Source organism: Dyadobacter bucti, assembly GCF_005869225.1.
GTDB lineage: Bacteria > Bacteroidota > Bacteroidia > Cytophagales > Spirosomataceae > Dyadobacter > Dyadobacter bucti.
The window spans coordinates 84,542-108,320 of the sequence record NZ_SWFP01000002.1 but is presented as its reverse complement, the minus strand read 5'-3'; the positions used below and the strand labels follow the sequence as shown (position 1 = coordinate 108,320).

Below are 23,779 nucleotides of genomic sequence, written 5' to 3'. Positions count from 1 at the left end.
CCGCCTATGAACAAGCTTTACCTGCTCATCTGTTTGGTGTTTTGTTCGCTCCCGGCATTGTCGGCCGAGGTGATTTGGGATGGGAAAAGCAGTTTTATCGACATTGGGAAAAAGGTAATGCTGCTGGAAGACAAGGAAGGCAAGCTCACCATTGAGCAGGTGAGCGGGGCGGGCATGGCGTCACAATTCAAACCTTCTGACAAGACGATCCTCAATTTCGGGTTTACTGAATCTTTTTACTGGCTCAAATTTTCGTTGGTCAATAAAACAAATGAAACGTTGTGGCTGGAACTCGCCCAGGCGCATTTGCCAGTTACTGATCTTTATTTCAAAAAGCCTGACGGACAATGGCAGTTGTACCATTCGGGTTATACGGCGGGGCTGGACGAAAAGGTGATCCGGCACCATTTCCAGCTTTTTCCGCTGCCTGCCGGCAACCACGAGTTTTATGTAAGGTTCAGGTCATATACCAACCCGGTACCGATCAGGATCTGGAAGGAGAAAGTATACGAGATCAAGGCCAACCGCCAAAAGATGATCTACGGCCTCTACGAAGGCGTTTTGCTTTTTGTCATTATCAATAACATCCTTCTGTTCCTGTCGTTCAGGCGGCGTTCCTACCTGCATTATGCGCTGATTGTGGCCATTTACGCGGCCACCACGGCCTGTGTCATGGATGGTTACCTGCCGTATTTCTTCTCCCGGCCCGACATGATGTTCTGGTACATGCTCATTCCGGCTGTCAACATTCCGGTGTTGTGGCTGTACTGCACGCGGTTTCTGGAAGTCAAAAAGTACATTCCATGGTTTTACCGGTTTTCGCTCTGGGCATTTGGTTATTTCGTCGTTTCGGTAGTCATAAGCCAGTTTATGCCCATGATGCAGGTATTGATTTTTAACCAGATCAATGCCGTGGCTTCCTTTGCGCTGATTGTGACGCTGGGGATTATGGTTGGGAAAAAAGGCAATGTGCTGGGTTACTACCTTGCCCTCACTTATTTTATCTTTTGCGCCATTGTGATCGTGGAAGCGGTGTACATCCAGACCGGCTTCCCTCCCTACTTTTTTGAGATCAGTCACGTGTCGGTGGCTATCCTGATCGAGATATTTATTCTTTCTTATCTTTTGTCAAAACGTTTTGAGTGGGAAAAGAAAGACCTTGAAAAAGACCGTATCGAAGCCCAGCAGCAGCTTCTTGAAAAAACACTGGAAAACGAAAAGATCGTGAGGGAGCAAAATGCGTCGCTGGAACAGAAAGTAGCCGAGCGCACCGCCGAGTTGAACAATTCGCTCAACAACCTCAAAGCAGTCCAGAACCAGCTGATACAGGCCGAAAAAATGGCTTCACTGGGAGAACTTACTGCCGGCATCGCGCATGAAATACAGAATCCGCTGAATTTTGTCAACAACTTTTCGGAGGTGAGCACGGAGCTTTTGGAGGAGTTTATGGAGACAAGGGAGGAAAGGGGGGAAGAGGATGCTTTGTTGAATGATTTGGGGGAGAATCTTCGGAAAATTACGCATCATGGAAAGCGGGCGGATGCGATTGTAAAGGGTATGCTGGAACATTCGAGGGCAAGTACCGGGCACAAGGAACCGACGGATATCAATGCGCTGGCCAATGAATATCTGAGGCTGTCGTACCATGGTTTGCGGGCAAAAGACAAGACCTTTAATGCAGAATTTAATTTCAGCGGTGACCCGGCAGTTGGCAAGATCCATGTTGTGGCCCAGGACATTGGCCGCGTTTTGCTCAATCTGATCAACAACGCCTTTTATGCTGTAAATGAGCGGAAAAAAGAGGAGCCGGAGTTCAAACCAACTGTATCGGTAAGCACGAGAAGGCTTGCGGAGTTTGTTGAAATCCGGGTAAAAGACAATGGCAGAGGCATTCCCGAAAACATCCGTCAAAAGATCTTTCAGCCATTCTTTTCTACCAAACCAACCGGCCAGGGCACAGGGCTTGGCTTGTCGCTCAGCTACGAAATCCTGGTGAAAGGCCACAACGGACGGCTGGAAGTGGAAAGCGAGATTGGTAAAGGCTCCGAGTTCATCGTTACCATTCCAGTATGATTATTAAGGTTGAAACCCTATTTTTATGATCTGTAACAATGATTTCTTCCTATGAAAATACTGGTCGTTGATGACGAAGAAGATGTAAAGTCGCTTTTTGAGCAAAAATTCAGAAAAGAGATCCGCAGCGGGCAGTTCGCTTTTTCCTTTGCTTTTTCCGGTGAAGAAGCCTTGCAATTTCTGGCTGAACATCCTTCCGAGGTTGTTATGATCCTTTCTGACATCAATATGCCCGGCATGAGCGGCATCGAACTTTTGAAATCCATCCGCAAGGATTTCCCTACGGCCCCGCCACAAGTGATGATGATCACGGCTTATGGGGACAGTCAAAACCACGATCAGGCGATGAAGCTGGGCGCGGACGATTTCCTGACCAAGCCCGTGAATTTCCCCGAACTAAAAGAAAAACTGATGCAGCTGCCACTATCGTGAATAGTACATGTAAGGCACTGAAAATGAATATGCTGATATGAAATCTAAAATACTGGTTGTGGATGACGAAGCGGACCTTCAGCTGCTGATCAAGCAGAAATTCCGAAGGCAGATCCGTGAGCAGGAATATGAATTTGTTTTTGCCGAAAATGGTGCCAGGGCGCTCGAAACGCTGGATGCCAATCCGGATATTGATATGGTGCTGAGTGATATCAATATGCCCGAAATGGACGGACTGACGCTGCTGATGCACCTGAGCGAAGTAAGTCCGCTGCTTAAATCCGTGATTGTTTCGGCTTATGGCGACATGGATAATATCCGCACGGCCATGAACCGGGGTGCCTTCGATTTTCTGACGAAACCCATTGATTTCAAGGATCTTGAAGTGACGATGGAAAAGACCCTGAAATACGTTGCCCAGCTCAAAGAAACATTAAGGGCCGTCAGGGAAAATGATATCCTGCGGATGTATGTGGACGCGTCGGTATTGCAGTTTATGACCCAGGATTCGTTTGGAAAATCACTGATGTCGAGCGAAAATATTGAGGCTACGGTGGTGTTTATGGACATGTGCGGATTTACGACTATTTCCGAGCAGGAGCCGCCCGACACGGTTGTGAGGCTGATCAACAAGTATTTTGATGTGATGGTGAAAGAGATCATTGCGCAGGGCGGACTGGTTGATAAATTCATGGGAGACGCTGTTATGGCCGTTTTCCGGGGCGAATATCATCTCGACCGGGCGGTTGAATCCTCCCTCGCTGTGCGCAACCAGATCAATAGTTTCAAAGAAGAATTGTCCGATCAGTCGGGTTATTTTCCCAAAGTGGCGATTGGTATCAATTCGGGTGAAATGGTTTCAGGAAATATCGGTTCTGCGGCTTTGAAACGGCTGGATTATACCGTGATAGGCGATGCCGTTAACACCGCGCAACGCCTGCAGTCGATAGCCAAGCCGGGTCAGGTGGTACTACCTGAGGCGGGCTATTTACTTATCAAGGAGGCATTTAAGTGCAATCTGATCGGTGAAGTAAGTCTGAAAAACAAAGCCGGTACCGTGAATATTTATGAAGTTCTGGAATAATGGAATTTGAAAGGGCGGAAGCATATATTCTTGACCGGCTCCGGACCGGCCTGGCGGATTCACTGTATTACCACGGCCTGCACCACACCCTGGATGTAGCGCAGGCGGCATCTGCGCTGGCGGAGGAAGAGGGTATCAGCGAAAACGAAGATCTTATTTTGCTTAAAACCGCAAGTCTGTACCACGACTGCGGGTTTTTATATGCATATCAGGGGCATGAAGCCGAGAGCTGCCGGATCGCAGCGGAAGTGCTGCCGGACTTCGGATACAAGTCAGAGCAAATTGCTGAAATTGTGGGCATGATCACGGCTACGAAATTGCCACAAAGTCCCCAGACACATCTGGAGCAGATTATTTGTGATGCCGATCTGGATTATCTGGGCAGGGAAGATTACTGGCCGGTGGCGGAAACATTGTTTCAGGAGCTAAAAAAACGCGGGCTGATTGAAGATCCAGCAGCCTGGATTGCGACCCAGATCAGGTTTCTGGAAACGCACCAATACTGGACAGCATCCGCCCGCAAAAAGCGGGACGCTTTGAAACAGCAACATCTTGATCGCCTGAGCAAATCAGTGGGCCGATAGCAGCCTCATTTTTTCGTTCTGGACACGGATACGCTGACAAAGTATCCGTAACACGTTTTTCAGAATTTCGTCCCGCTCTTCCATCAATTCAAAAAAGTCTTCCTGATCGATCCTGAAAACGAGGATATCCGACTCGGCCACGGTGGTAGCGGAGCGGGGTTCGGTATCGAGCAATGCCAGTTCGCCGAAAATTTCTCCTTTGTCAAAAAGCGCCAGCTGCTTATCTCCATCATAAATCCCGACCTGACCGGCATAAATGATGTACATAGAATCGCCCAGGCTGCCTTTTGCAAATATCTCCTGCCCGTCGCTGTAACTGACCTCCTTCATGATCGGGGCAATGGAGCTGAGGACGTTTTCGGGCGTTTCAGAGAAAAGGCGGGTGTTTTTCAAAACGATGACCCTTTCCATTTCGGAAATCTGCTGCGGGGTTTCGGAATGTTTCATGCTGTCGGAATAAGTAAAATGGGTATCGCCGTGTTGGGCGAGCGTAATTATTTTTTGCCGGAATGCATCCCGGATCAGTCGGGAATGATGATTGGATAAGCTGCGGGCATCTGCCTGGTTCAGTTCATCAAGGGTACTTTTTGTCACGGCCAGGGCAATTGTCCAGGGAGTGAATGACCTTTCTTTTCGCGTCAGTATGTATGAAACGAGTGTAAGGCCTGATTCCTGGTTTCCTACAAACTGTTTCAGTGCCTCGCGTTTTTTCTGGATCGAAATGTCTTCGAACAGTGCGTGCAGCGAGGGGTACAAGGTGCGGGGCAGCAGGCTTTCGATCATTTCCAGCGAATTCGCCCTTTTTTCCCTGGACGAATGCTTGATTCCCTTCCAGGCATTCTGCACGGCATCTTTGTCGTATTGTACCATAAAAAGGTAAAACAACCGCCGACCGGTCAGTTCGAGTTCGTAATCCAGTGCATTATTCCAGGAAGCGTCGTCTTCATTTTCCTCTGTTCCGTTCAGGATCTGGTAGGCATGGACCAGTTCCTGCTCTACAAATTCGGATATAGTAACTTTATAATCAGACGATAACGAATAATTGGATAAAGCTTTCAGCGCCGACTGGTGCGTGAGGGTATTGATCCCGCTGAAATTTAAAAGTGTCGATTGGGGAGAAAGGTTTGAATGGTATATATTTTTAATAAGGTTAAAAAGTATCTGAAAAATAAACTCGTGCTTGTGCTTTTCAGCTGCTTTCAGCAAGATACGGATACGTTCACCGGACGGGTCGTTTTTCAACCATTCTTCGACAATACCGGGGCCTGCATCACCAGATTGTACCAAAGCTATGATCGTTGGCCGAGATAAATTCCCTGTCAGAAACGGCTTGATTTCGCGCAAAAGCTGCGTAGACCCGGAAGCTGCAATGACTTCCGTCGCGCGGTCGCGGACTTTTTCGGAGCCGGTTTTGAGGGTATTTTTAATAACGTCTTCATAGGAATGCGTGCCGGTTATTTTTACACAATCCAGGGCGGCAAGGATCAATTCTTCGTTGTCGGAAAGAAACAGCTTGCGCAAGGTACCATGCACGAGCGGCAGCGCTTTTCCGGCTTCCCAGCAGCCGATGATCGCGCCTTTTACAATATCCAGATCCTGATGGGCGAGGAAGCGTGCAATGGTTTCATCGGATAATCTGGATGAAGCGCAGGCGATCCTTACAGCCAGGGTCTGGCAGGCAGTATCGGGCTCCTGTTCAATGTACTGCAGAAACGAGGGCGACAGCTCCCGTTTTTCCTGTGAGGCGAGTGTTTGCAGCGTTTTCAGTCGGACGGGAATTGCCGGATTTTTGAGCAGGAAACCAATGTTTTTGAGGAATAGCGGCATTTTATTTTTAGCCAGCCAGTCGATCGCATTCAGGACTTCCTCTTTCCTTTCACTTTTAAGATTGTCGGCGATAATAGGCAATGCTTCGGCAGGGGAGGCCATTTCGCCACTTCGGATAAATCTTTTGCTGATCGCGTTTTTCAGTTCCAGAATATAATGTGAATAGGCTTTTCTGAAAATGAGCAGGGCGGCCACCGCAAAAAGCAACGAAAGGTCAAAAGTCAGGCTGATGTCGCCGAGTTTCCAGGTGTAGACGATCCACAGCAGTAACCCTGCAATCAGCATCCCCGCGGGTTCGAACAGTCCTTTTGCAAGGGTATGTCCTTTCAATCTGGTTTTGGTGGACAATGGCTGGAAAAGGACCAGGAATACCGGGTCAAAGATTGTCCTTCGCACAAGCTCGAAAAGCAGGTAGGCTACACAGTAATATACCAGAAGCGAGGGTTCATCTTTCCGGAAATAGGAGGAAACAAGCAGTCCGAGCGAAATGGCAATGGTCGTGAGCGGCAGCAGGTAAAGCGTGATCTTCACGCCGAAACGCTCCACTGTTTTTCCGGAAAATATCAGTTTTACAAATGTCGAAATAACATAAGTGGCTGTTAACAAACTACCTACAAACACAATCACATCGTGCTGGCTGTGGAATTTGTATTTGACATTGACAAAAAAATGATACTCTATCCAGGTTGCAGCCGCTGCTATAGCCACCATTCCCAGACATAGCGAAGTCAGCAGTTTGTTCCCCCCGAAATACTTTCTTATAATCTCCGAATCGGACGAAATCGCCTTGCGGGGCCGCGCATGGTGCGGATTGGGAATTTCTGTGTATCTGAATGTAAGGAGCTGAGTGTAAAACGCCAGCGCAAAGAACGCCAGCGATATCACCAGCAGGATCATCAGTACGGAAGGAGAGTGGATGAGCACGGCCAGTACTGCACCCAGCGCCTTGGCAGGCATATCCCCGGACCCGATCACGCTAAACAGCCGCTTGCTTTGCCGGACATCGAAAACAAGGGCAGATAACCCCCAGAATTCCAGGTTAATGAGCAGATAAATGACCCGGTAACCTACCATAATGGCAATCGCAGTAGCGATTCCGTGGCCGCTCCAAAGCAGTCCCATCACAATCAGCACCGTAAAAAGCGAAGAAAGCATGGTACCGGTGCTCAGCTTTTTGAGCAGCAGATGGTGTTCGAAATACGCGTATATCTTTCCGGCGACCATCACCGTCAGTGCGGCGGCGATGTATGCGATGGGTAGGGAATACTCGGGATGGTTTTCGAGGAGGAGTACGTTGGCCGACACATACACCAGCGTGGTACCGACATTGATAAAAAAATTATGGAAGAAGAACAGGATCGTCTGCGGGTTGATGTTCCCGAAAAACCTGTTGTTCCTGATAAATGACATCATAAAATGGGTGCTAACTTAGCTCATGGAAAAAAGGTTAGCGGCCTATATTTTGGCCGCCTCAAGTATGCTCATATCTGCGCTTGCAGGAAAGTTTGCAGCATGGGGAGCGTTGACGATCAGCACGGAAGGGGAATAGGAAAGCCACAGGCTATGCGATTCCACAGCTTGTTTCCAGCTGTCGAGGCCAATGATCATCAGGTCCTGTTTTTGCATAAAATCCTTTTCCAGTGCCTTTTCATTGTGCAGCACCACACGCCCCGGCGCGATTGTCCCGATTTCCAGGATGGTGTCTTTGATCTCCGCATGCATTTCGATGTACCCGAAAGGGTCGAGGATGATAATGTTCACGGATTCGGTGCGAACGATTTTTTGCGCCAGTTGAAGCAGGAAATGATCTTTTTCCGAAAATATCGGGATAAATATGTCCTCGGCTTTTCCAAGGTCTTTTTCGATCAGGATCCCTACCGGCACTTTTACAGATTTGAGAATGTGGCTGGTACGTTCGTCGAAAACATCCTGATGGAAAAACCGTTTTTTGCCGGTTATTGTATCAAAAAGCCTTTCCGGGCTGATTATTTTGTTGGTAAAACCCAATACTTTTCCCAGGAAAGTCCCTTCAAAAACCGACCGGCCGATTCCGATCATGAGCATATCGAATTCCCCTGAATTAGCGGTTTCGATGATATCATGTTCGATACTTTGGGATGGCTTGAACAGGGAAACAAACGGCAGGCGGAGCTTCCGGGCTTCTTCCTGAATCGGGCGGAATGTTTCGTGCTGGTATTCTTCTGTATTGACTTGGTTGAGATAGCTGCTGGGCGAGAGATGCAGGGCAGTGACATTGGTGTCAGAGGCGTCTTTTTCAACCAGCAAATTGCTGATACGGAGCATTTTACGGCCACCTTGAGGGCTTGCAAATGCAATCAATATCGTAAACCGGCTGGGTTCCAGACTGGAAATGAAGTCGTTTTGTTTTTTTTCAGGCATGAATTTGTCGATCAGGTCGAGGGCCGGGCCTGTCATGCAGGTGGTGAACAGCGCCATAATCACCATCATCGCAAATATTTCGGGAGAGAGCACGCCGATGTCATAGCCGATATTGAGTACTACCAGCTCCATCAATCCCCTTGTATTCATCAGTGATCCGATGATCAGGCTGTCGCGCCAGGACTGGTTTACAAATTTCGCGGCCACCGTACTTCCTACAAATTTACCAACAACGGCTGCCGCGGTGATAAGGGCGGTAACCTGCCAGAGGTAAGCGTCATTCAAAAGTCCGATCTGGGTTCTCAATCCTGTAAATACAAAAAAGAGCGGAAGCAGCAGCACCATGGAAACATCCTCTACCTTCTCGATGAAAAGGTTTCTGAAACGCTGATTGCTCGGCATAATCACTCCGGCCATAAATGCGCCGAAAAGCGCGTGAATGCCGATCACCTCGGTGCAATAAGAAGATAGCAGGAGCACAACGAAAAACACCGCCACCACGGGTTTGGTAAGACCTTCTTTGTAAGAATAATGGTCGCCGAGCCTTTGCAGGAAAGGTTTTACGGCTTTCATCATCAGCAAAACGTAAGCCCCGGCCAGGATAATGGTGTAGATAGAACTGATAAATGAGCCTGCTTTGACGATCGCAATAACGGCTGCAAGGATGCACCAGGCGGTAATATCATCGGTAGCAGCGCAGGTGATCACCATAGTACCGAGCTTTGTTTTGGACAAACCTCTTTCCTGAACGATACGCGCAAGCACCGGAAATGCCGTGATACTCAGTGCTATACCTATAAAAAGTGAAAATGAAAGAAAACTGATACCGTCCGGCGCAAATTGTTTGTAGATGTACAAAGCCAGCCCGACACCTAATGCAAACGGAAAAATGATGCTGGCGTGGCTGATGACAATTGCTTCCTGTGCTTTTGTTTTAAGGGTTTTGAGGTCGAGTTCCATGCCGATGATGAACATGAAAAGGATCAGGCCGATCTGGCTCAGGAACTGAAGATTGCCGAGCGACTGGGTAGGAAACATGAATGAAGAAAATTCCGGAAAATACATTCCGGCGAATGACGGACCGAGGAAGATACCGGCGGCAATTTCGCCGATAACGGTCGGCTGCCCGATTTTTTTACACAAAAAACCAAAAATCCTCGCAACGAGGATGATAGTGATGATTTGCATTAAGAGGATAGCGAGCGGATGGGTGAGGTTGTGAACAAAGGTATCCAGGAACTGATCCCAGGAAGAGGTATTGTTCAGGGCTGAGGCGGCGGAGGCAATATTAGCTTTTTCGAGGAATCGGCCCTGGTACATGAAGGTGTATAGCAGGGCTGAAAAAGCGCCGATTGTGACAATGTAAAATAGTACGTTGCGTAAATTTTTCATCAGCAATTTTGAGAGTGATGCACGCAAAATACCAAAATCGGACGAGATTTCGTAGCGTTTATACCAGTAAGCCCCGATTTTAAGTCGGGGCTCACTGGTACTTACTTTATTGAGAATCTAGCTCCAGAGCCTGTCGTGCGAACGTTTGTCGTTCCAGTCGGGCGTAGGGGCAAAGAAGCTTTTGTCTTTTGGATTCAGGTGTTTTTTCACCTCTTCTTCATTGAGCTCTATGCCAAGCCCGGGTGCTTCCAGCGGCACAGGCGCGAACCCTTTGTCGATGAGCTTGCGGCCGTCGGTAGTTTTGACCAGGCTCTCCCACCAGGTAACATCCACCGAGTGGTGTTCGAGCGCCAGGAAGTTCTGGGTTGCGGCAGCACAATGCACATTGGCCATAAAGCTCACTGGTGTACCTGCGAAGTGCATCGCCATAGCGATACCGTTATCCTCTGCATAGTCACCGATCCTTTTTGTTTCCAGCAGGCCGCCCGAGGAAGCGAGGTCAGGATGGACAATATCTACGGCGCGCTTGTCGATCAATGCCTTGAAACCTTCTTTGAGGTAGATATCTTCTCCGGTAAGGCATGGCGTTTCCAGGGCGTCGGTCATTGTTTTCCACTGATCGGTATATTCCCAGGGTACCATATCTTCCAGCCATGCAAGCCGGTATTTATCGAGGGCGCGACCCAGACGGATCGCATTGTTCAGGTCAAAGTGGCCATAGTGATCGGTGGACAAAGGTATTTCGTAACCGATCACACTGCGTACATCCTCCACCACCTTGGCCATTTCGTCCAATCCTTTCGGGGTGATCTGAATCGCTGTAAAAGGATGTTTGGTATTGGCATAAGAATAATAGTCGCCGGACCACTGGGAGAAACCGCCTCCCCAGAATTTATTGTTTACGACACTGTTTTCCTTGTTTTTCAGCATCCCGATAGAAACGTCCATTTTCAGCCAGGTATAGCCCTGGTCCTGCGTGCGGTACTTGATTTTCTCCTTGAACTCGTTCAGGTCACTGGACTCCGGGGTATCCGCATAGAGCCGTACTTTATCCCGGTAGCGGCCGCCCAGCAGCTGCCAGCAAGGAACCCCGTAAGCCTTTCCGCACAGATCCCATAACGCCATTTCCACTCCGCATACGCCACCGGCCTGACGTCCGTGGTAGCCAAATTGCTTGATTGACTTGAAGAGCTGTTCAACATTGCACGGATTTTGTCCCAGTAAGTGGCTTTTCAGGAAGAGCGCATATCTTTCATCCGCCCCGTCGCGCACTTCGCCCAGACCGTAAATTCCCTGATTAGTATCGATACGGATAATGGGCGTGCGGCCAACGTTTTGAACAATACAATAGCGGAGGTCGGTGATTTTCAGTTCGGATGGTTTGGAAGCGCGGCTTACTTTTGAAGTAGCCTGTGCGATGGTATCTTCCGTGGACATAGACATGAACCCGCCGAGCGCGATACCTCCGACAGCCGTTTTTCTCAGAAAGTTGCGACGGCTGTCCTTGGTTGCCGGATTGTTTATTTCAGCAATAGTAGCCTCTTTTTCGGCCTGCTCTAGCGTTTTGTTGGATGCAATGAGTTGGTTTAAAATGCTTTTCATCGGGTTGTTTTTTTTCGTGGAAAACTATTTTTGGGCGGTGGGCAGTCGGCTTTGGGCTTTGGGCTTTGAGCTTTCGGCTTTTTTGGAATCTATCTTGCATAATCAGCCTTCGGTGGCCGACTGCCTAGTAATTTCTTTCTTTCAAATAATCATCCAGCTCCTTTTTCGTCATCGGGAGCTTTCCCGGGTAGTTGTTGACCCAGTTCAGAAAATCCTTCTGGATCGCTTCGGACCATTTGGTATCTATTTCGCCGGGGGTATATTTTCCTTCGCGCAGGCGCAGGTGACCAAACTCGTCACGAAGCGCAGTTACTTCCGAAGTAAGAACGAGTTCTTCTGCGAGATGTGCAGGGATGAAAATCGTTCCGTATTTCTTGGCAAGCACCACGTCGCCGGGAAGTACCGTGGCGCGTCCGATGCGGATCGGCACGTTGATGTTGGAGAGCATCATTTGCTGGATGTAGGAAGGGTCTTGTCCTTTCATCCATGCGTTGAAACCTTTGATCTCGCTCAGGCCTTCCACATCGCGCACAGAACCGTAGAAAATAACGCCGCGCTTCGATTTGGCATAAATGGAGTTGCCAAGATTATCACCGATCAGGGTTCCGTCTGCGATTTTTCCATAACCGTCGGCTACATACACATCGCCTTCTTTGAGCACATCAATAGGCCAGGAGTTGGTACCACCGGTTTGAACACGACCTTCCTTTTTCCCGGTTTCCTTTACCAGGTCCTGCAAATCAGGGCGGGAAGGTACATACTGGGCGGTTACGACACGGCCCGTCATGACACTGTCGGTATGGATCAGCTGCCAGTCTCCTTCAAACTGGTTATGGTACCCTTTGTTTCTCAAAACTCCCCACGCTTCTTCCATAGAGATGTTTTTTAATCTCGCCAGAATAGCATCTGAAACCCTGGGACGTCCGTCGGCCGAGCGTTCGCCCTTCCAGCCGGATGTGTAGGCTTTGATATGATCCGGAGAAGGGGAGATGGACTGTGCGCCCGAAACCAGTGCCATTAGCAGCAAAGCCCCTGTAAACACGTTTTGTTTAAGCATAGAAGAATAATTAAGAAGATTGAAATATGGAACTGCATGCAAATTTTAATGCTATTTATCCCAAAAAACCGGCGTTCCCAGCTCGTCTGCGCCCATGCGCGCAACTGCCTCGTTGTAATTCACCTGGTTCACCGATTTCTCCCGTACAGGATATACCAGCCTGCGGATAAAATCCTTCACGGAAGGGTCTTTGCCCGGATAGGTATTCACGGGTAAAATAGGGAATCCGCTTCTGCGGAAATTGGCCCATCCTTCCGAGCCGTTCAGAAATGACGAGATCCAGTACTGGGTATTGATCTGCTCGAGTGCCCTGGCCGGGGTGTAGGGATTTGCTACAATGTACGCCTCCTGAGCGGCAGGCGCGATGGTGGCAGCTACATCATAAGTCGCCATCTGAGCCATGTGTGCCTTAACAGCGGATTCATAAAGTGCCTTCGCATCGCCCGTTGCCCAGCCGCGCACCACCGCTTCTGCCAGTAACAGCTGTGTCTGGGACCAGGTGATAAAGAACTCGGGCGCATCAATTTTACCTGCTGTTCTGCGGTTGATCTGAGAATATTTGAATGCCGAGCCTATTTTGCCGGGAAACCCGGGGGCACCGGTAATGGTAGATTCGTTGTATCCGTAGGGCATACCCTCCTGGTTCGCCGGTGTGGTATCTTCCGCTCCCGCGGTGGCGATTGGGTTGCCCGGCGTTTCATACTTTACCGAAATAACCCTTAAACGTGGGTCAGCCGTGGTTTTCAGGTAATCCACAAAGGCATGGCCGAGGTACACATTACCGCGTTCGGTTCCCTGGAAATAATTGGCCAGCGGATGGTTGAATGTGCTGTTGAAAGCAATGTATGCATTGTCGGAGTTTGCGCTCAGCAATCCTCCGTTGGCTGGGTCTGTTGCTTTCGTAACATAGGTTTGAGCCTTGGCGACATCCACTTTGGAAAAACGCATGGCGGCACGCAGCAGCAGGGAGTTGCCCAGCTTTTTCCATTGTGCGATGTTTCCTTTGTAAAAAAGATCACCGGTTTCAATGGCCTTTGTGGCGTCGAGCGCTTTTGTACCTTCTTCCAGCTCTTTCAGGATATCGTCGTAGATCACTTTCTGGTCGTCGTATTTGGGCAGGTTAATACCTTCCAGGAACGCTTTACCGGCTTCAAAGTACGGTACATCACCGTAAGTATCCACTAAGACCATAAATACGTATGCGCGCCAGATCCGTGCCATATTATAAAGATTGGAGCGGGCCGGATCGTCTTTTGTTTTGGCGAGCACCGTGGTCAGCAAATTAACCGGGCCGTTTTGCAAGTACAGTGAATTAAAATTCGCATTGGAATTCGGATCAGAAAGTGCGTTGTGGTTACCACCTTCCAAAACACCGGTGTAAGGCGTGTTGATTTGCTGTACGATCTGTAACTGGTAGTTCTGTGTCGCAATGGCCGACCCGAACTGGGCATTTGAAAACAGATAAACGGGGTCTACGCTTGTAGCCTGGACCGGGTTCTTGTTTACTTCTTCAAACCCTTTATCACAGGAGCTGCTGCCTGCAACGATGCCGAAAACCGTCAGATATATGAATATTCTTTTCATTGAATTAGAAGTTAGGTGTGGATTACAGTTTAATGTTGAGATTGAGGCCAAAGCTCCTTGTAGTAGGAAGCGTGTGGGTTTCAATACCCTGCAAATTGTCGGATGCAGACACCTGCGCTTCCGGATCAAGATTGTCGATATGCTTTTTGATCAGCCATACATTGTTGACCATTGCTGAAATGTTCAGGCCTTTGATAAAGGTTTTGTCCCTGACAAAACGCGAAAGGTCGTAACCCAGCGAAATAGTCCGCCAGCGGATGAACGCTCCGTTGTATACAAACGGCGTGGCAATGTTGGTACTGCGGTAAGCTGTGTAAAATTGCTGGGCCTCAACACGTTGTGTATTCGGCGCACCTTCCGCGGTAACACCTTCCAGCAAAACACCGCCTTCACGGCCTACCAGCGAAGGTTTGGAAAGCCCTTCTCTCAGGAAGTTCAGGTTGGAGTTGGAAAGGATCGTGTTGCCCGATTTGAAATCGATCTGGGTTCCGATACGGATTCCTTTGATATTCACCGTATTTACCCAGGCACCTACCCACTTGGGTATCGCGCTGCCGAAAGTGGTGAGGTTGCCCTGCATCGGAAGTCCGGCCGAAGTGACGATACGTCCCTGCGCATCTCTTTTGTAGTCAAAGCCGCGGAGAGAGGCGAGGGGCATGTCTTTTTCATGCGAAACAGTCCCGAAAAATTCCCCGGTACCCACATCCAGTCTGGGCTGGTTGTTGGCCAGTTCAAGTACCTTGCTGATGTTGTAGCTCGCATTGAATCCGGTTTCCCAGGTAATGTTATCATTTCTTACGGGAACGATTGTTACCAGAAATTCAATCCCTTTGTTCTGCAGCTTGCCGACATTCACCTTGGTCTGGCTGAATCCGGAGGTATTTGAAATGTCTACGTTCAGAATTTCGTCAACGGTGTTTTTCCTGTACACAGACATATCTACGTTCAGCCTGCTGTCGAATATCTTGAATTCAAGTCCGAGTTCCGTTTCCTTCACTTTAAGCGGCCGCAGATTTGCATTCGGGCTTACGGTCGATGGCAGGTTGCCAAGCGCTGTTCCGTTGAAAGGGTTCGCGTTGATACCGTAATAGAGGTTATTGGAATAAGGGTCCGTGTCGCCTCCCACTTCTGCATAAGCCGCCCGGAGCTTGCCGTAATTCAGCCAGTTGGGCATACTTGCAAATGCCTGGCTGAACACAAAGCTTCCGCTCACAGACGGATAGAGGTAGCTGTTCGACTGCGGGTTCAGAGTGGAAAACCAGTCATTTCTGCCGGTCACGTTCAGGAACAGAAAGTTCTTATACGAAAACTCAGCCGCTCCATAGATGGAGTTTACTTTTTTCTTGCTGTAATTATAGTTCGGATTTTTAACCTGACCGTTTGCGATTGTGTACAAATCCCGCACATAGAAATTGGTAACCGCAGTGGAAACATTGTCGCTCACCTGCAGCATCTGGTTTCCACCCAGAGTAACGTCGATCCCGAAGTCGCCGAACGTGCGGTTGGCACCGATGAGTACATCCAGGTTACGCTCGCGGAAAGTGGCTACATCCTGATAGTAATATCCGTTGAAACCGGTGGCAGCGGCGCCGATAGACCTTGTTCCGGTGGGGCGGTTGTAGTTATAAGGGCGGGTATAATAATCCTGACCGATCCTGCCTTGTACAAATAACCAGCTGGTAAGATCGTAGCGAACGGAAGTGTTGCCGAATATCCTGTCACGACGCACGTTTTCGAAACGGTCCAGGGTAACCCAGTAAGGATTGTTCCGGTTTGTGAAACGTGCCAGCGGCATTTCATTGCCATTGGCATCCTTGCGGTTCTTAAGCCAGTCTGTATCGATACTTGTAGCCAGGGTATAAATGGTCGTATTGGCATTCATATCCTGGATCCCGATCTGGGGCGGATTGTGGTTATATTCGTTAGAATAATTGGCGTTCAGCTGCGCAGAGAGTTTTTTGGAGAATTTGTAGTTAAGCCCCAGGTTAAAGATCCTTTTGTGGTAATCGGAATTGGGCATGATCGCGTTGGCATCCGTATTGGCAAATGACAGTCTGAAGTTACCTTTTTCATTTCCACCCGACAGCGCCACGGAGTTCGTAAAGCTCGTCCCGGTTCGGTAAAACTTTTTGATACGGTCGTTATGCGGTGAATAGGGCTGTGTGCTTCCGTCGAACTGAGGTGTGGGTTTTCCGTCCATTTTTTCGCCAAATGCAAAAACACCGGAACTCTGCGCCTCTGCGACAGTGGTAGGCCTTTTGCCAAATTCTCCCTGGCCGTACTCATACTGAAAATCCGTGTAGTCCAGCGCTTCCTGTGCCTGAAAATTCGAATTCACTTCCACACCTATGCCTGTAGTCTTGCTGCCGCTTTTGGTTGTGATGATGATCGCACCATCTTTGGCCCGAAAACCATACAAAGCCGCTGCTGCAGCACCTTTCAAGACCGTCATGGATTCAATATCGTCCTGGTTGATGCTTTGCAGACCATCACCCGCATCGGACGAACCTCCCGTGGGATTACCGGTTCCGTTCCCGTTAGACCCGCCTGCAGAGACGCTGCTATTGTTGATCGGTATACCGTTTACAATGATCAATGGAGAGTTGTTGCCGCCGAAAGAAGACTGGCCCCGGATACGTATTTTGGTCGATCCGCCAGGACCGCTTGCAGGAGGCGTTACATTAAGGCCAGCTACTTTTCCCTGAAGGCTGTTCCCCAGATTGGTGGTCCGGTTGGTGGTAAGTTCCTCTGTATTTACCGTTGCGGTAGAGTAACCCAGCTTTTTAGCGTCACGTTTGATACCCAATGCGGTAACGACGACCATTTCGAGGTTCCTGACATCGGGCTGCATGCTGATATCATAAGTTGCCTGATTTCCGAGGGCAACTTCCTGCGGCATGTATCCAACATAAGAAAAAACCAGCGTTCCTCCTGCGTCGGGCACGCTCAGCTGGAATGCGCCTTCTGTGTTGGAAGCTGTGCCGGATTTGGTTCCTTTAACGATGATGCTTACACCCGGCAGCGGCTGACCTTTTTCATCCTGAACTTTGCCGCTGATATTGCGGTCGGGCAGGGCAGCGTCGCGGATGCCCTGAGGCACGAGGAGGCTGCTCGGAGCGGCCGTGCCTTTGAGCAGTACAACTTGTTTGCCTTCGATTTTATAGGTGACATTAATGGGTTTGAAAAGTTCATCCAGCACGTCGGCAAGTGGTCGGTCGACTATGTTCAATGACACTTTCCGCTGCGAACGGATCAGTGCCGAGCTGTAAGTGAAGCGCAACTGAGTCAGCTTGTTAAGACGCGAAAGTACAGTTTTTATTTCCTGATTACTGACCTGGATCGTGACCTTCTGGTTCAGGATATCCTGTGCATCGACGATACTGGCCGCAGAGATGTTAGCAAAGATAAAGGCAATACTTAATTGGTATAATGATATTCTCATAGCACGATAAAGTAGCCTGGACAATTGTCGGTGTTTTTTCATACTTTTGATTGTTTTGTTCGGTATTTGGAAGAAGATAGGACAAACACTCCCAGGCATCTTGAAGAAGATGTTGCTGATTTTCCGGGAGGCATCGGTCAGTGATGGCGCAATCATCACTGACCGTTTTTGTTAATTGACTGTGGTATCGGTTTAAATCATAGGCAAGAAGTGGTTAAAAGAGGTAGTTCGATTCAGGTTAGGTTTGTTATGTAATATTTTAGTATGTCTGCTTTTTCGATGCTAAAGTGTCAGCTGCATCCTTTGCTGTTAATAATGATCTCACCATTGATCATATCATAGCTGGCCCCGATAGCCTGACAAATGGCATTCATTCTCTGTTTCAGGTTTTCGTCATTGAACTGCGCGCTGATCACGCATTCGGATAGGATGGCTGCGTTGTATACGATCACGATCCCGTAGATGTTTTCAAGCGCTTCAAATACTTCCGTTACCGGTTTTTCATCGAATACCAGCTCCCTGTGAAGCGAGGATTCAGACAGCAGGTTCGGGTTCGCAACCGCACCTCTTTCCAGCCTGTTCTGGTCCCGGATAAATACCACCTGCTGATTGGGCTTTAATACCACACCGGAAACCTCGCGTTCCGTTTTCTCTGAGAGGCTTTCATACTCCGTTTTCTGATATACCGAGACCGTACCGGTTTTCACCAGGACCATTACCGTGTTGTCTTCATCGAAAGCTTTAACCCTGAAACTGGTGCCCAGTACTTTTGTCACCGTTTCATTGGTAAAAACCAGGAACGGTTTCTGGGGGTTTTTGGAAACATCAAAAAAAGCTTCACCAGTCAGAAACACGCTGCGGTTCCGCTCACCGAATGTTTTGGGGTAACGGATGGAGCTGCCTTTCATCAGCGTGGCCACACTGTTGTCGCTGAGCAGTACCGTCATATCCTTGTCCGTGTGGTTGGTTTTCACGATCATCGGCTCAATCGAAACCGTCGGCTGAGCTTCTGCCGAGGCGGTTTCTGTTTTCAGCGACTGGCCGGAATAATACATCCAGCCGAGTGTGCCTGCCAGCACCAGCACCGCGGCAGCCCGCCGTACGGGATGAGCAAAAAAGCTCAGGATGTTACGCTGTTCTCTTTTCCGTAAATCGGCGAGGCGGGTAATCTCCTGTATCTCAAAGTCAATCATTTCGGGTGAAAGATCGTCTTTGTAAATTTCATGCACTTCCAGTACAAGCTCTCTGGCCTGACCGATCAAACCGGCCTTGTCCGGATTTTCATTGAGCCATCGATTCCAAAAAGCCGAATTTTCTGACGTAGTGTCTATTACCCAGCTCCTGAACATTTCGTCAGTCGCGAGGTCCTCAACGGTATATGAATGATAATTATGCATAATTAAAGTGGGTTTTCCGCAGCGTGAATAAGCCTGGAAATTTTATAGGGTTCAGTATGATGCTAATCTGATATGAATGTCAGATTTGCATAACGTTATAACCAAAAAAATTAAAATATTTTTTGAAATAGTGATATATGCAGATGGGGTCAAGATATAAGTATCTCAGCAGAAGTAAATTAGCATTAGTGCCCAAAAGAATTCCGCAGGATGCCAGATCTCTTTTATTTCTTTCAATGTACGGTACAACAGGTTGGAAACACTCTGGCGGCCCAGGCCCATGATTTGAGCGATGTCCTCGTTTTCCAGGTTTTGGTAAAAACGCAGATAGATGATCTCCTGCTGACGTTTTGAAAGGAGCGTAATGATACGTTTCAGCCGGTTCGACTGGTATGTGGTATGCTCGTCCTCAATGATGTGGGATTCAATGGAGAGGTCTGAATTGTCAGCGTCGAAGAGCACTTGATTGTGTTCCTGGATACGTTTCAGCCTGACGCTCTCTTTGATCAGTTTGTGGCGGAGTGCCTTTAACAGATAGGACCTGACGAATGCGGTTTCGGATAAAAATTCACGGCGTTCCCAAAGTTCAAGGAACAGCTCCTGAATGGAATCGCGGATGAAATCAGGATCGGGGGTAAATTTTGACGCGTAGTTGTACAATGCGCGGTAATGAACCTTTGAAAGCTGGCCCAGTGCGTCTGCGTCGCCGGCCTTAAAATTTCTCCAAAGGTAGGCGTTGATGTCAGAGGAGCTTGATATGTTCTGTTCTTCGTTCAAATCTTTTAACTATTAACATTATTAAATTTAATCAAAGAATTGTACTAGGTAAAGCAGATTGCATTTTTGATCTCCTTGTCAGAAAGATAAAATGATAAAATTGAGGTAGAGATGGATAAAAAACTGCCAGACCTGGTTGAGTCTGGCAGTTTTCGGCAACGGTCAACGGTTATTTGCTAACCTTAAGTTTTCCCTGCATCAGGGAGTAATGGCCGGGAAATGTGCAAACGTACTGGTAGGTTCCGGGCTGTTTCGGAGCAACGAAGTAAATGGACTCTGATTTTTCCGGCTCGACGATGTTGCTATGAAAAAGCACATCATTGCTTTTGGGCACATAATTCATTTCAGATCCTTTCAAGCCCAGATTAAGCCCGGCCTCGCCAACAGCATTCGCTGTACCTGGCTTGGTGATTACAAGGTTATGCAGCATATCGTCATTGTTATTAAAAATGATCTTGACACGGCTGCCGGCTTTCACCTGTATTTCGGATATGTCAAATTTGAGCCCGGGGACCGTTCCGATGGTGATTACCTGATCGGGCCCGTTTGTCCAGCTCGCCGGCATTTCGGTAACCCTTTTCGCGGAAGGTGCGCTGTTCGCAGGCTCAGCAGACATGGTATGATTGCTGTGATCGGCAGTTGCTTTTACGGTAGTCGTGAACTGTGAGCTGCTTACAGGTGTGCCGGAAGCAATTTCATTCAGCGTATAATAACCGGAGACATGCAGTAACGGATTGCCGTCTGTCCCTTTGATACCCTCAGCCTTGATCTCGTGCACATATCCTTTGCGAAGGACGGCCGGATCCAGTACAAGCCTCACTTTCATGCCATCTTCCGACACCACAATACCTTTGAGCGGAACTTCCCGGGTGTTGATGATCGGGCTACCGTAAGTCTGGTGGTATTTGTATGTAAAGCTGTTCAGTTTGTAAGAGTCCTGGTCGGCGGCTGTTTTTTTGTCGACCGGACTTGTGAAGGTGATTTCAAAACCATCCGGCATCGAACGCACCGTTTTCATTTCAAAAGGCATTTTTCCGGTCCATACGAGACGCTGGATACCAAAATCCTCTTTTCCTGTTGCAGACCACCCGCGGCTGGTCTGCCCTACGAACATCGACCCATCAAGCCCCCACGCCATACGGATGATACCCGACATGAATCCTTCGCGGAAGGGGAAAACGGTTCCCTGCCACACGCCGTTCACCTTCTCGAGGTCGACGCGCGTAATGATGCTGTGTCCCTGATCCCCCACGAACATCTGTCCTGCAAACGGCCCGAAAGCTCCGTTGGTCACGTCTTCTTTGAAGTCTGAAGTAGAAATTCCTACGATGGTGTGCGGAAACCATACGGTCGGTGGTTTGAGGCCTTTCACCCTTTGGGCCACATCGTACAAAGGCTCGCCGGTGTTAGGAATATCGCCCGGGCTGAGCTTCACAGGGGAACCTTCTTCTTTGCTCCATCTCAATCCCGCGGGGTTTCCTGCGAAATCCCCTTTTTCCAGATGCGTCATGCGGCCTGAGCCCACCCAGTCGCCCTGGTTTTCGGTGTAAAAAATGTCGCCTCGGTAAGAACCGAATCCCGATGGGGAACGAAGGCCGGTGGCCCAGGGAGTCAGTGAGCCGTCTTCGCCCAGTTTCAGCATCCATCCTCTCCATTTCGACTGGCTGGCACCACGTCCGACCCAGTCGAGGTTGAGGGTTACCAGCATCTCGCCGTTCGGCATCGCAACCGGCCCGTAAGAATACTGGTGGTAGTTACCTGATAATGGCCATTTGGCGAAGGATTCATACAAATCAGCAACGCCATCATTGTCGGTATCAACAAGGCGGGTTACCTCGCCCCGTTGTGTGATCAGAAAATCCTTGCCCCGGTAAAGTAATCCCAGCGGTTCATGCAAACCGGAAGCAAAGCGGTTGAACGAAGGTTTTCCGTCACCCTTCATGTAAGGGTTGCCGATCATCCACACTTCTCCGCGGCGGGTGGAAGCTGCAAGGCGGCCGTCGGGCAGTACCGACATACCTCCTATCTCCATCTTTATATTTTCAGGAATGGGAATGGTTACAAGCCTGTAAAAGTCATCTTCTTTATTGGGCTTCGACTGTGCGTGGGCCGACAGGCAGCCTAGTGAAATCAGGGAAGTTAAAAGGATATTTTTCATTTATTGGGTTCAAATCTTTGAAGTAATTGTTAGCAGGCACTTTTACCAGAACATCATATAAGTAGTATTGTCCGTAACAGGCAGCAGGATTTCCTGGTTTTCACCGGACGCGCGAACGATCGCTTTATACTTTTTATCTACCTGGATGTAATAGCGGTCATCTATCTGATACAATCCGTTTTTGAGGTCGGTGATATGTTTGCCAGACGCCAGCAATGAATAAATCGGGCTGCTTGGTTTGCCTTCCACTTTGAAAGTCCTGAAAACGCCTTTGTCGTTGGATACCAGCTGGTCGCTCACGGTAGCTGAAGCGATTGAATATCTGAACCCCGGAAAACCCTTTTCATCCAGTTTATAACCGAGAAAATTGATATTGGAAGAATCCGGCCATGCTGCGGAAGTGTTTTCCAGCGCTGCAAAACTGCTTTTTCCCGAAACGGGCACTGTCAAACCAGCCGGGAAAAGCAACTGGGGTTCTCCGCGCTCGTACCACATTTCGGTTACGTTGGCGAACTGTCCGCGCCATGCTTGCAGCAATGCGCCGCGGTTGAGGTCCATCGTGTAATTCCAGCCGTCGGGGCTTCCGACAGAAATACAGTGCGTACGTTTGTATTTTTCACCATCCAGCAGGATGAATGAACGCACCATTTCAGGGCGTATCTCGGGCGTTACGCTGATGTAGGGTTTGGGCTCCGGCTCCGGAAGAGAAGAAAGCACGTGCAGGTCATAAGGTCTTATACCTGATTTTTCCACACGCAGTCCCAATGCAGGCTGCCGCCAGGGAAACCGGGAATAATGTATTTTGAATTTATGGTTGCCCTGGCTGAGGTTTGCGGAGCCGGTATGGGTTTCCTGAGAAGTGCTTTCGCCGGTCAGCAAAACATTTTTGCCGTCGATGTCCAGAGAAAGCACCGGGCCCGAATATATACTTGTAAAGATGTATTCACCAGCTTCCGTAACATCCATATCGCCTTCATAAACCAGATGAAACTCGCGCAGTCCCTTTGTCACTTCTTGCGTCAGAACGGCGGATTTGCCTTCGTGGTCCAGTTTGCTGTATTCCTTCGCGTCCCATTTGTCGGAATAGACTTTGTAAGCGAGATTGTTCAGCGTCAGCGGCTTGCGGCTGGCCAGCAACTGATATCCGAGATTTCTGAAAGCGATCGTTCCTTTGTTCACTTCCAGGGCCAGAGGCTGGCCGTCTGCGGCGGATTTGGAATTCGTCAGATACACCGTTTCCAGTACGGTCACACCGTTCAATGAAAGTGAATTCAGGCGGGCGGAATTGGCGACCGCCGGAACCGCAGCATCATAAGCCAGTTCCATAGTCTGCCATAATCCCGGCGATTTGGCCGCATTCTGGGTCGGAAACTGACCGATATAGCCAGACGTTTTTGCACCCGGATGTTGGTCGAGGCTGCTGTCGGAAATCCGCACTTTTTGTCCTCCGGGCAAAACCACGTTTCCTTCCGCCCCCGGAGAAACCATGAATTCGACGAAAAGCCGCAGGTCACTGGCCTTCAGTTTTGTAACGATGGGGTTGCCCGGCGTACCTACCAGAATCCCTTTGCCTCCTTCCGTTTTTGTTTTCACCAGACCTGTGGGATGAATCGAAACATTGCCCTGAACAGACCAGTTTGGACTGCTCGTTTCAAAGGAACTGAGGTCTTGAAGGGGAAGCGTGGTGTAATTTCCTTTTACGTTCTGGCCCGTTGCCATAACCGGGCATGTCAGAAAAAGTAGCGTGACTTTCTGAATCAAATGATGCATGGAATATATTAAGTGTATTGTTTACAATTATAAAGCGAAGTTCGCATTTTTTTCTTCTAATATACCGCGATTTATTATGAATTTTTATAAGTCAGATCCGGCGTGTGCTGCCGCTCCATTCGGGATAGAGCGTTCTTCATTTATTTTACGGCTGGCAGCAATTATCAAACGGATGTGTATGAATATTGAAATTATGCTTT

The 23,779-nt window shown here is 48.8% G+C and carries 14 protein-coding genes; 4 read left to right on the top strand and 10 right to left on the bottom strand.

Translation table 11 applies throughout. The features are described 5' to 3' along the window. Nucleotides 1–6: 6 nt before the first annotated feature. The 4 genes from FBF61_RS05730 to FBF61_RS05715 are packed head-to-tail and all read left to right on the top strand — an operon-like array spanning nucleotide 7 to nucleotide 4,173. Nucleotides 7–2,073 carry a sensor histidine kinase gene (locus tag FBF61_RS05730; RefSeq protein ID WP_138476251.1) on the top strand — a complete coding sequence of 689 codons (2,067 nt, stop codon included), beginning with the start codon at nucleotides 7–9 and terminating at the stop codon, nucleotides 2,071–2,073. Between the two features lie 51 nt (nucleotides 2,074–2,124). Continuing rightward, a complete protein-coding gene (locus FBF61_RS05725) occupies nucleotides 2,125–2,505 on the top strand; it encodes a response regulator (protein WP_138476250.1) in 381 nt (126 codons plus the stop codon). A gap of 37 nt (nucleotides 2,506–2,542) precedes the next feature. Then, nucleotides 2,543–3,589 carry an adenylate/guanylate cyclase domain-containing protein gene (locus FBF61_RS05720; RefSeq protein WP_138476249.1) on the top strand — a complete coding sequence of 349 codons (1,047 nt, stop codon included), beginning with the start codon at nucleotides 2,543–2,545 and terminating at the stop codon, nucleotides 3,587–3,589. Next, on the top strand, nucleotides 3,589–4,173 hold the full coding sequence (locus FBF61_RS05715; protein ID WP_138476248.1) for an HD domain-containing protein: 585 nt from the start codon (nucleotides 3,589–3,591) through the stop codon (nucleotides 4,171–4,173). The genes FBF61_RS05720 and FBF61_RS05715 overlap by 1 nt, the downstream gene beginning before the upstream one ends. On the opposite strand, the gene FBF61_RS05710 is transcribed toward FBF61_RS05715, so the two are convergent. The 10 genes from FBF61_RS05710 to FBF61_RS05665 all read right to left on the bottom strand — a co-directional run bounded on the left by FBF61_RS05710 (nucleotide 4,159) and on the right by FBF61_RS05665 (nucleotide 23,579). Next, nucleotides 4,159–7,413 carry a cyclic nucleotide-binding domain-containing protein gene (locus FBF61_RS05710; RefSeq protein WP_138476247.1) on the bottom strand — a complete coding sequence of 1,085 codons (3,255 nt, stop codon included), beginning with the start codon at nucleotides 7,411–7,413 and terminating at the stop codon, nucleotides 4,159–4,161. The two genes, FBF61_RS05715 and FBF61_RS05710, sit on opposite strands and share 15 nt — an antisense overlap. A 42-nt stretch (nucleotides 7,414–7,455) precedes the next feature. Continuing rightward, nucleotides 7,456–9,792 (bottom strand): cation:proton antiporter, encoded by a 2,337-nt coding sequence (locus tag FBF61_RS05705; RefSeq protein WP_138476246.1) that lies wholly within the window; start codon nucleotides 9,790–9,792, stop codon nucleotides 7,456–7,458. Nucleotides 9,793–9,909: 117 nt separating this feature from the next. After that, entirely contained in the window at nucleotides 9,910–11,394 is a 1,485-nt protein-coding gene (locus FBF61_RS05700; RefSeq protein WP_138476245.1) for a mandelate racemase/muconate lactonizing enzyme family protein, read from the bottom strand. Nucleotides 11,395–11,518: 124 nt separating this feature from the next. Beyond that, nucleotides 11,519–12,451, bottom strand: a complete 933-nt coding sequence (locus tag FBF61_RS05695) for an RraA family protein (RefSeq protein WP_138476244.1) — start codon at nucleotides 12,449–12,451, stop codon at nucleotides 11,519–11,521. Between the two features lie 51 nt (nucleotides 12,452–12,502). Then, on the bottom strand, nucleotides 12,503–14,035 hold the full coding sequence (locus FBF61_RS05690) for a SusD/RagB family nutrient-binding outer membrane lipoprotein (protein ID WP_138476243.1): 1,533 nt from the start codon (nucleotides 14,033–14,035) through the stop codon (nucleotides 12,503–12,505). Between the two features lie 22 nt (nucleotides 14,036–14,057). Beyond that, a complete protein-coding gene (locus FBF61_RS05685; protein ID WP_229214930.1) occupies nucleotides 14,058–17,519 on the bottom strand; it encodes a SusC/RagA family TonB-linked outer membrane protein in 3,462 nt (1,153 codons plus the stop codon). A gap of 248 nt (nucleotides 17,520–17,767) precedes the next feature. After that, nucleotides 17,768–18,874, bottom strand: coding sequence for a FecR family protein (locus FBF61_RS05680; RefSeq protein WP_138476242.1), 1,107 nt, complete (start codon nucleotides 18,872–18,874; stop codon nucleotides 17,768–17,770). 165 nt (nucleotides 18,875–19,039) lie between these two features. After that, nucleotides 19,040–19,651 (bottom strand): RNA polymerase sigma factor, encoded by a 612-nt coding sequence (locus FBF61_RS05675; RefSeq protein WP_138476241.1) that lies wholly within the window; start codon nucleotides 19,649–19,651, stop codon nucleotides 19,040–19,042. 169 nt (nucleotides 19,652–19,820) lie between these two features. Next, entirely contained in the window at nucleotides 19,821–21,809 is a 1,989-nt protein-coding gene (locus FBF61_RS05670; protein ID WP_138476240.1) for a plastocyanin/azurin family copper-binding protein, read from the bottom strand. Nucleotides 21,810–21,851: 42 nt separating this feature from the next. After that, nucleotides 21,852–23,579, bottom strand: a complete 1,728-nt coding sequence (locus FBF61_RS05665; RefSeq protein WP_138476239.1) for a 3-keto-alpha-glucoside-1,2-lyase-like domain-containing protein — start codon at nucleotides 23,577–23,579, stop codon at nucleotides 21,852–21,854. Between the last annotated feature and the right edge of the window lie 200 nt (nucleotides 23,580–23,779).

Excerpts from the sequence above, each read along its gene's own strand:
- FBF61_RS05705 (WP_138476246.1), bottom strand. The coding sequence starts at position 9,792 with ATGAAAAATTTACGCAACGTACTATTTTACATTGTCACAATCGGCGCT.
- FBF61_RS05700 (WP_138476245.1), bottom strand. The coding sequence starts at position 11,394 with ATGAAAAGCATTTTAAACCAACTCATTGCATCCAACAAAACGCTAGAG.
- FBF61_RS05720 (WP_138476249.1), top strand. The coding sequence starts at position 2,543 with ATGAAATCTAAAATACTGGTTGTGGATGACGAAGCGGACCTTCAGCTG.
- FBF61_RS05730 (WP_138476251.1), top strand. The coding sequence starts at position 7 with ATGAACAAGCTTTACCTGCTCATCTGTTTGGTGTTTTGTTCGCTCCCG.
- FBF61_RS05685 (WP_229214930.1), bottom strand. The coding sequence starts at position 17,519 with ATGAAAAAACACCGACAATTGTCCAGGCTACTTTATCGTGCTATGAGA.
- FBF61_RS05725 (WP_138476250.1), top strand. The coding sequence starts at position 2,125 with ATGAAAATACTGGTCGTTGATGACGAAGAAGATGTAAAGTCGCTTTTT.
- FBF61_RS05665 (WP_138476239.1), bottom strand. The coding sequence starts at position 23,579 with ATGCATCATTTGATTCAGAAAGTCACGCTACTTTTTCTGACATGCCCG.
- FBF61_RS05680 (WP_138476242.1), bottom strand. The coding sequence starts at position 18,874 with ATGCATAATTATCATTCATATACCGTTGAGGACCTCGCGACTGACGAA.
- FBF61_RS05695 (WP_138476244.1), bottom strand. The coding sequence starts at position 12,451 with ATGCTTAAACAAAACGTGTTTACAGGGGCTTTGCTGCTAATGGCACTG.
- FBF61_RS05690 (WP_138476243.1), bottom strand. The coding sequence starts at position 14,035 with ATGAAAAGAATATTCATATATCTGACGGTTTTCGGCATCGTTGCAGGC.
- FBF61_RS05670 (WP_138476240.1), bottom strand. The coding sequence starts at position 21,809 with ATGAAAAATATCCTTTTAACTTCCCTGATTTCACTAGGCTGCCTGTCG.
- FBF61_RS05710 (WP_138476247.1), bottom strand. The coding sequence starts at position 7,413 with ATGATGTCATTTATCAGGAACAACAGGTTTTTCGGGAACATCAACCCG.
- FBF61_RS05715 (WP_138476248.1), top strand. The coding sequence starts at position 3,589 with ATGGAATTTGAAAGGGCGGAAGCATATATTCTTGACCGGCTCCGGACC.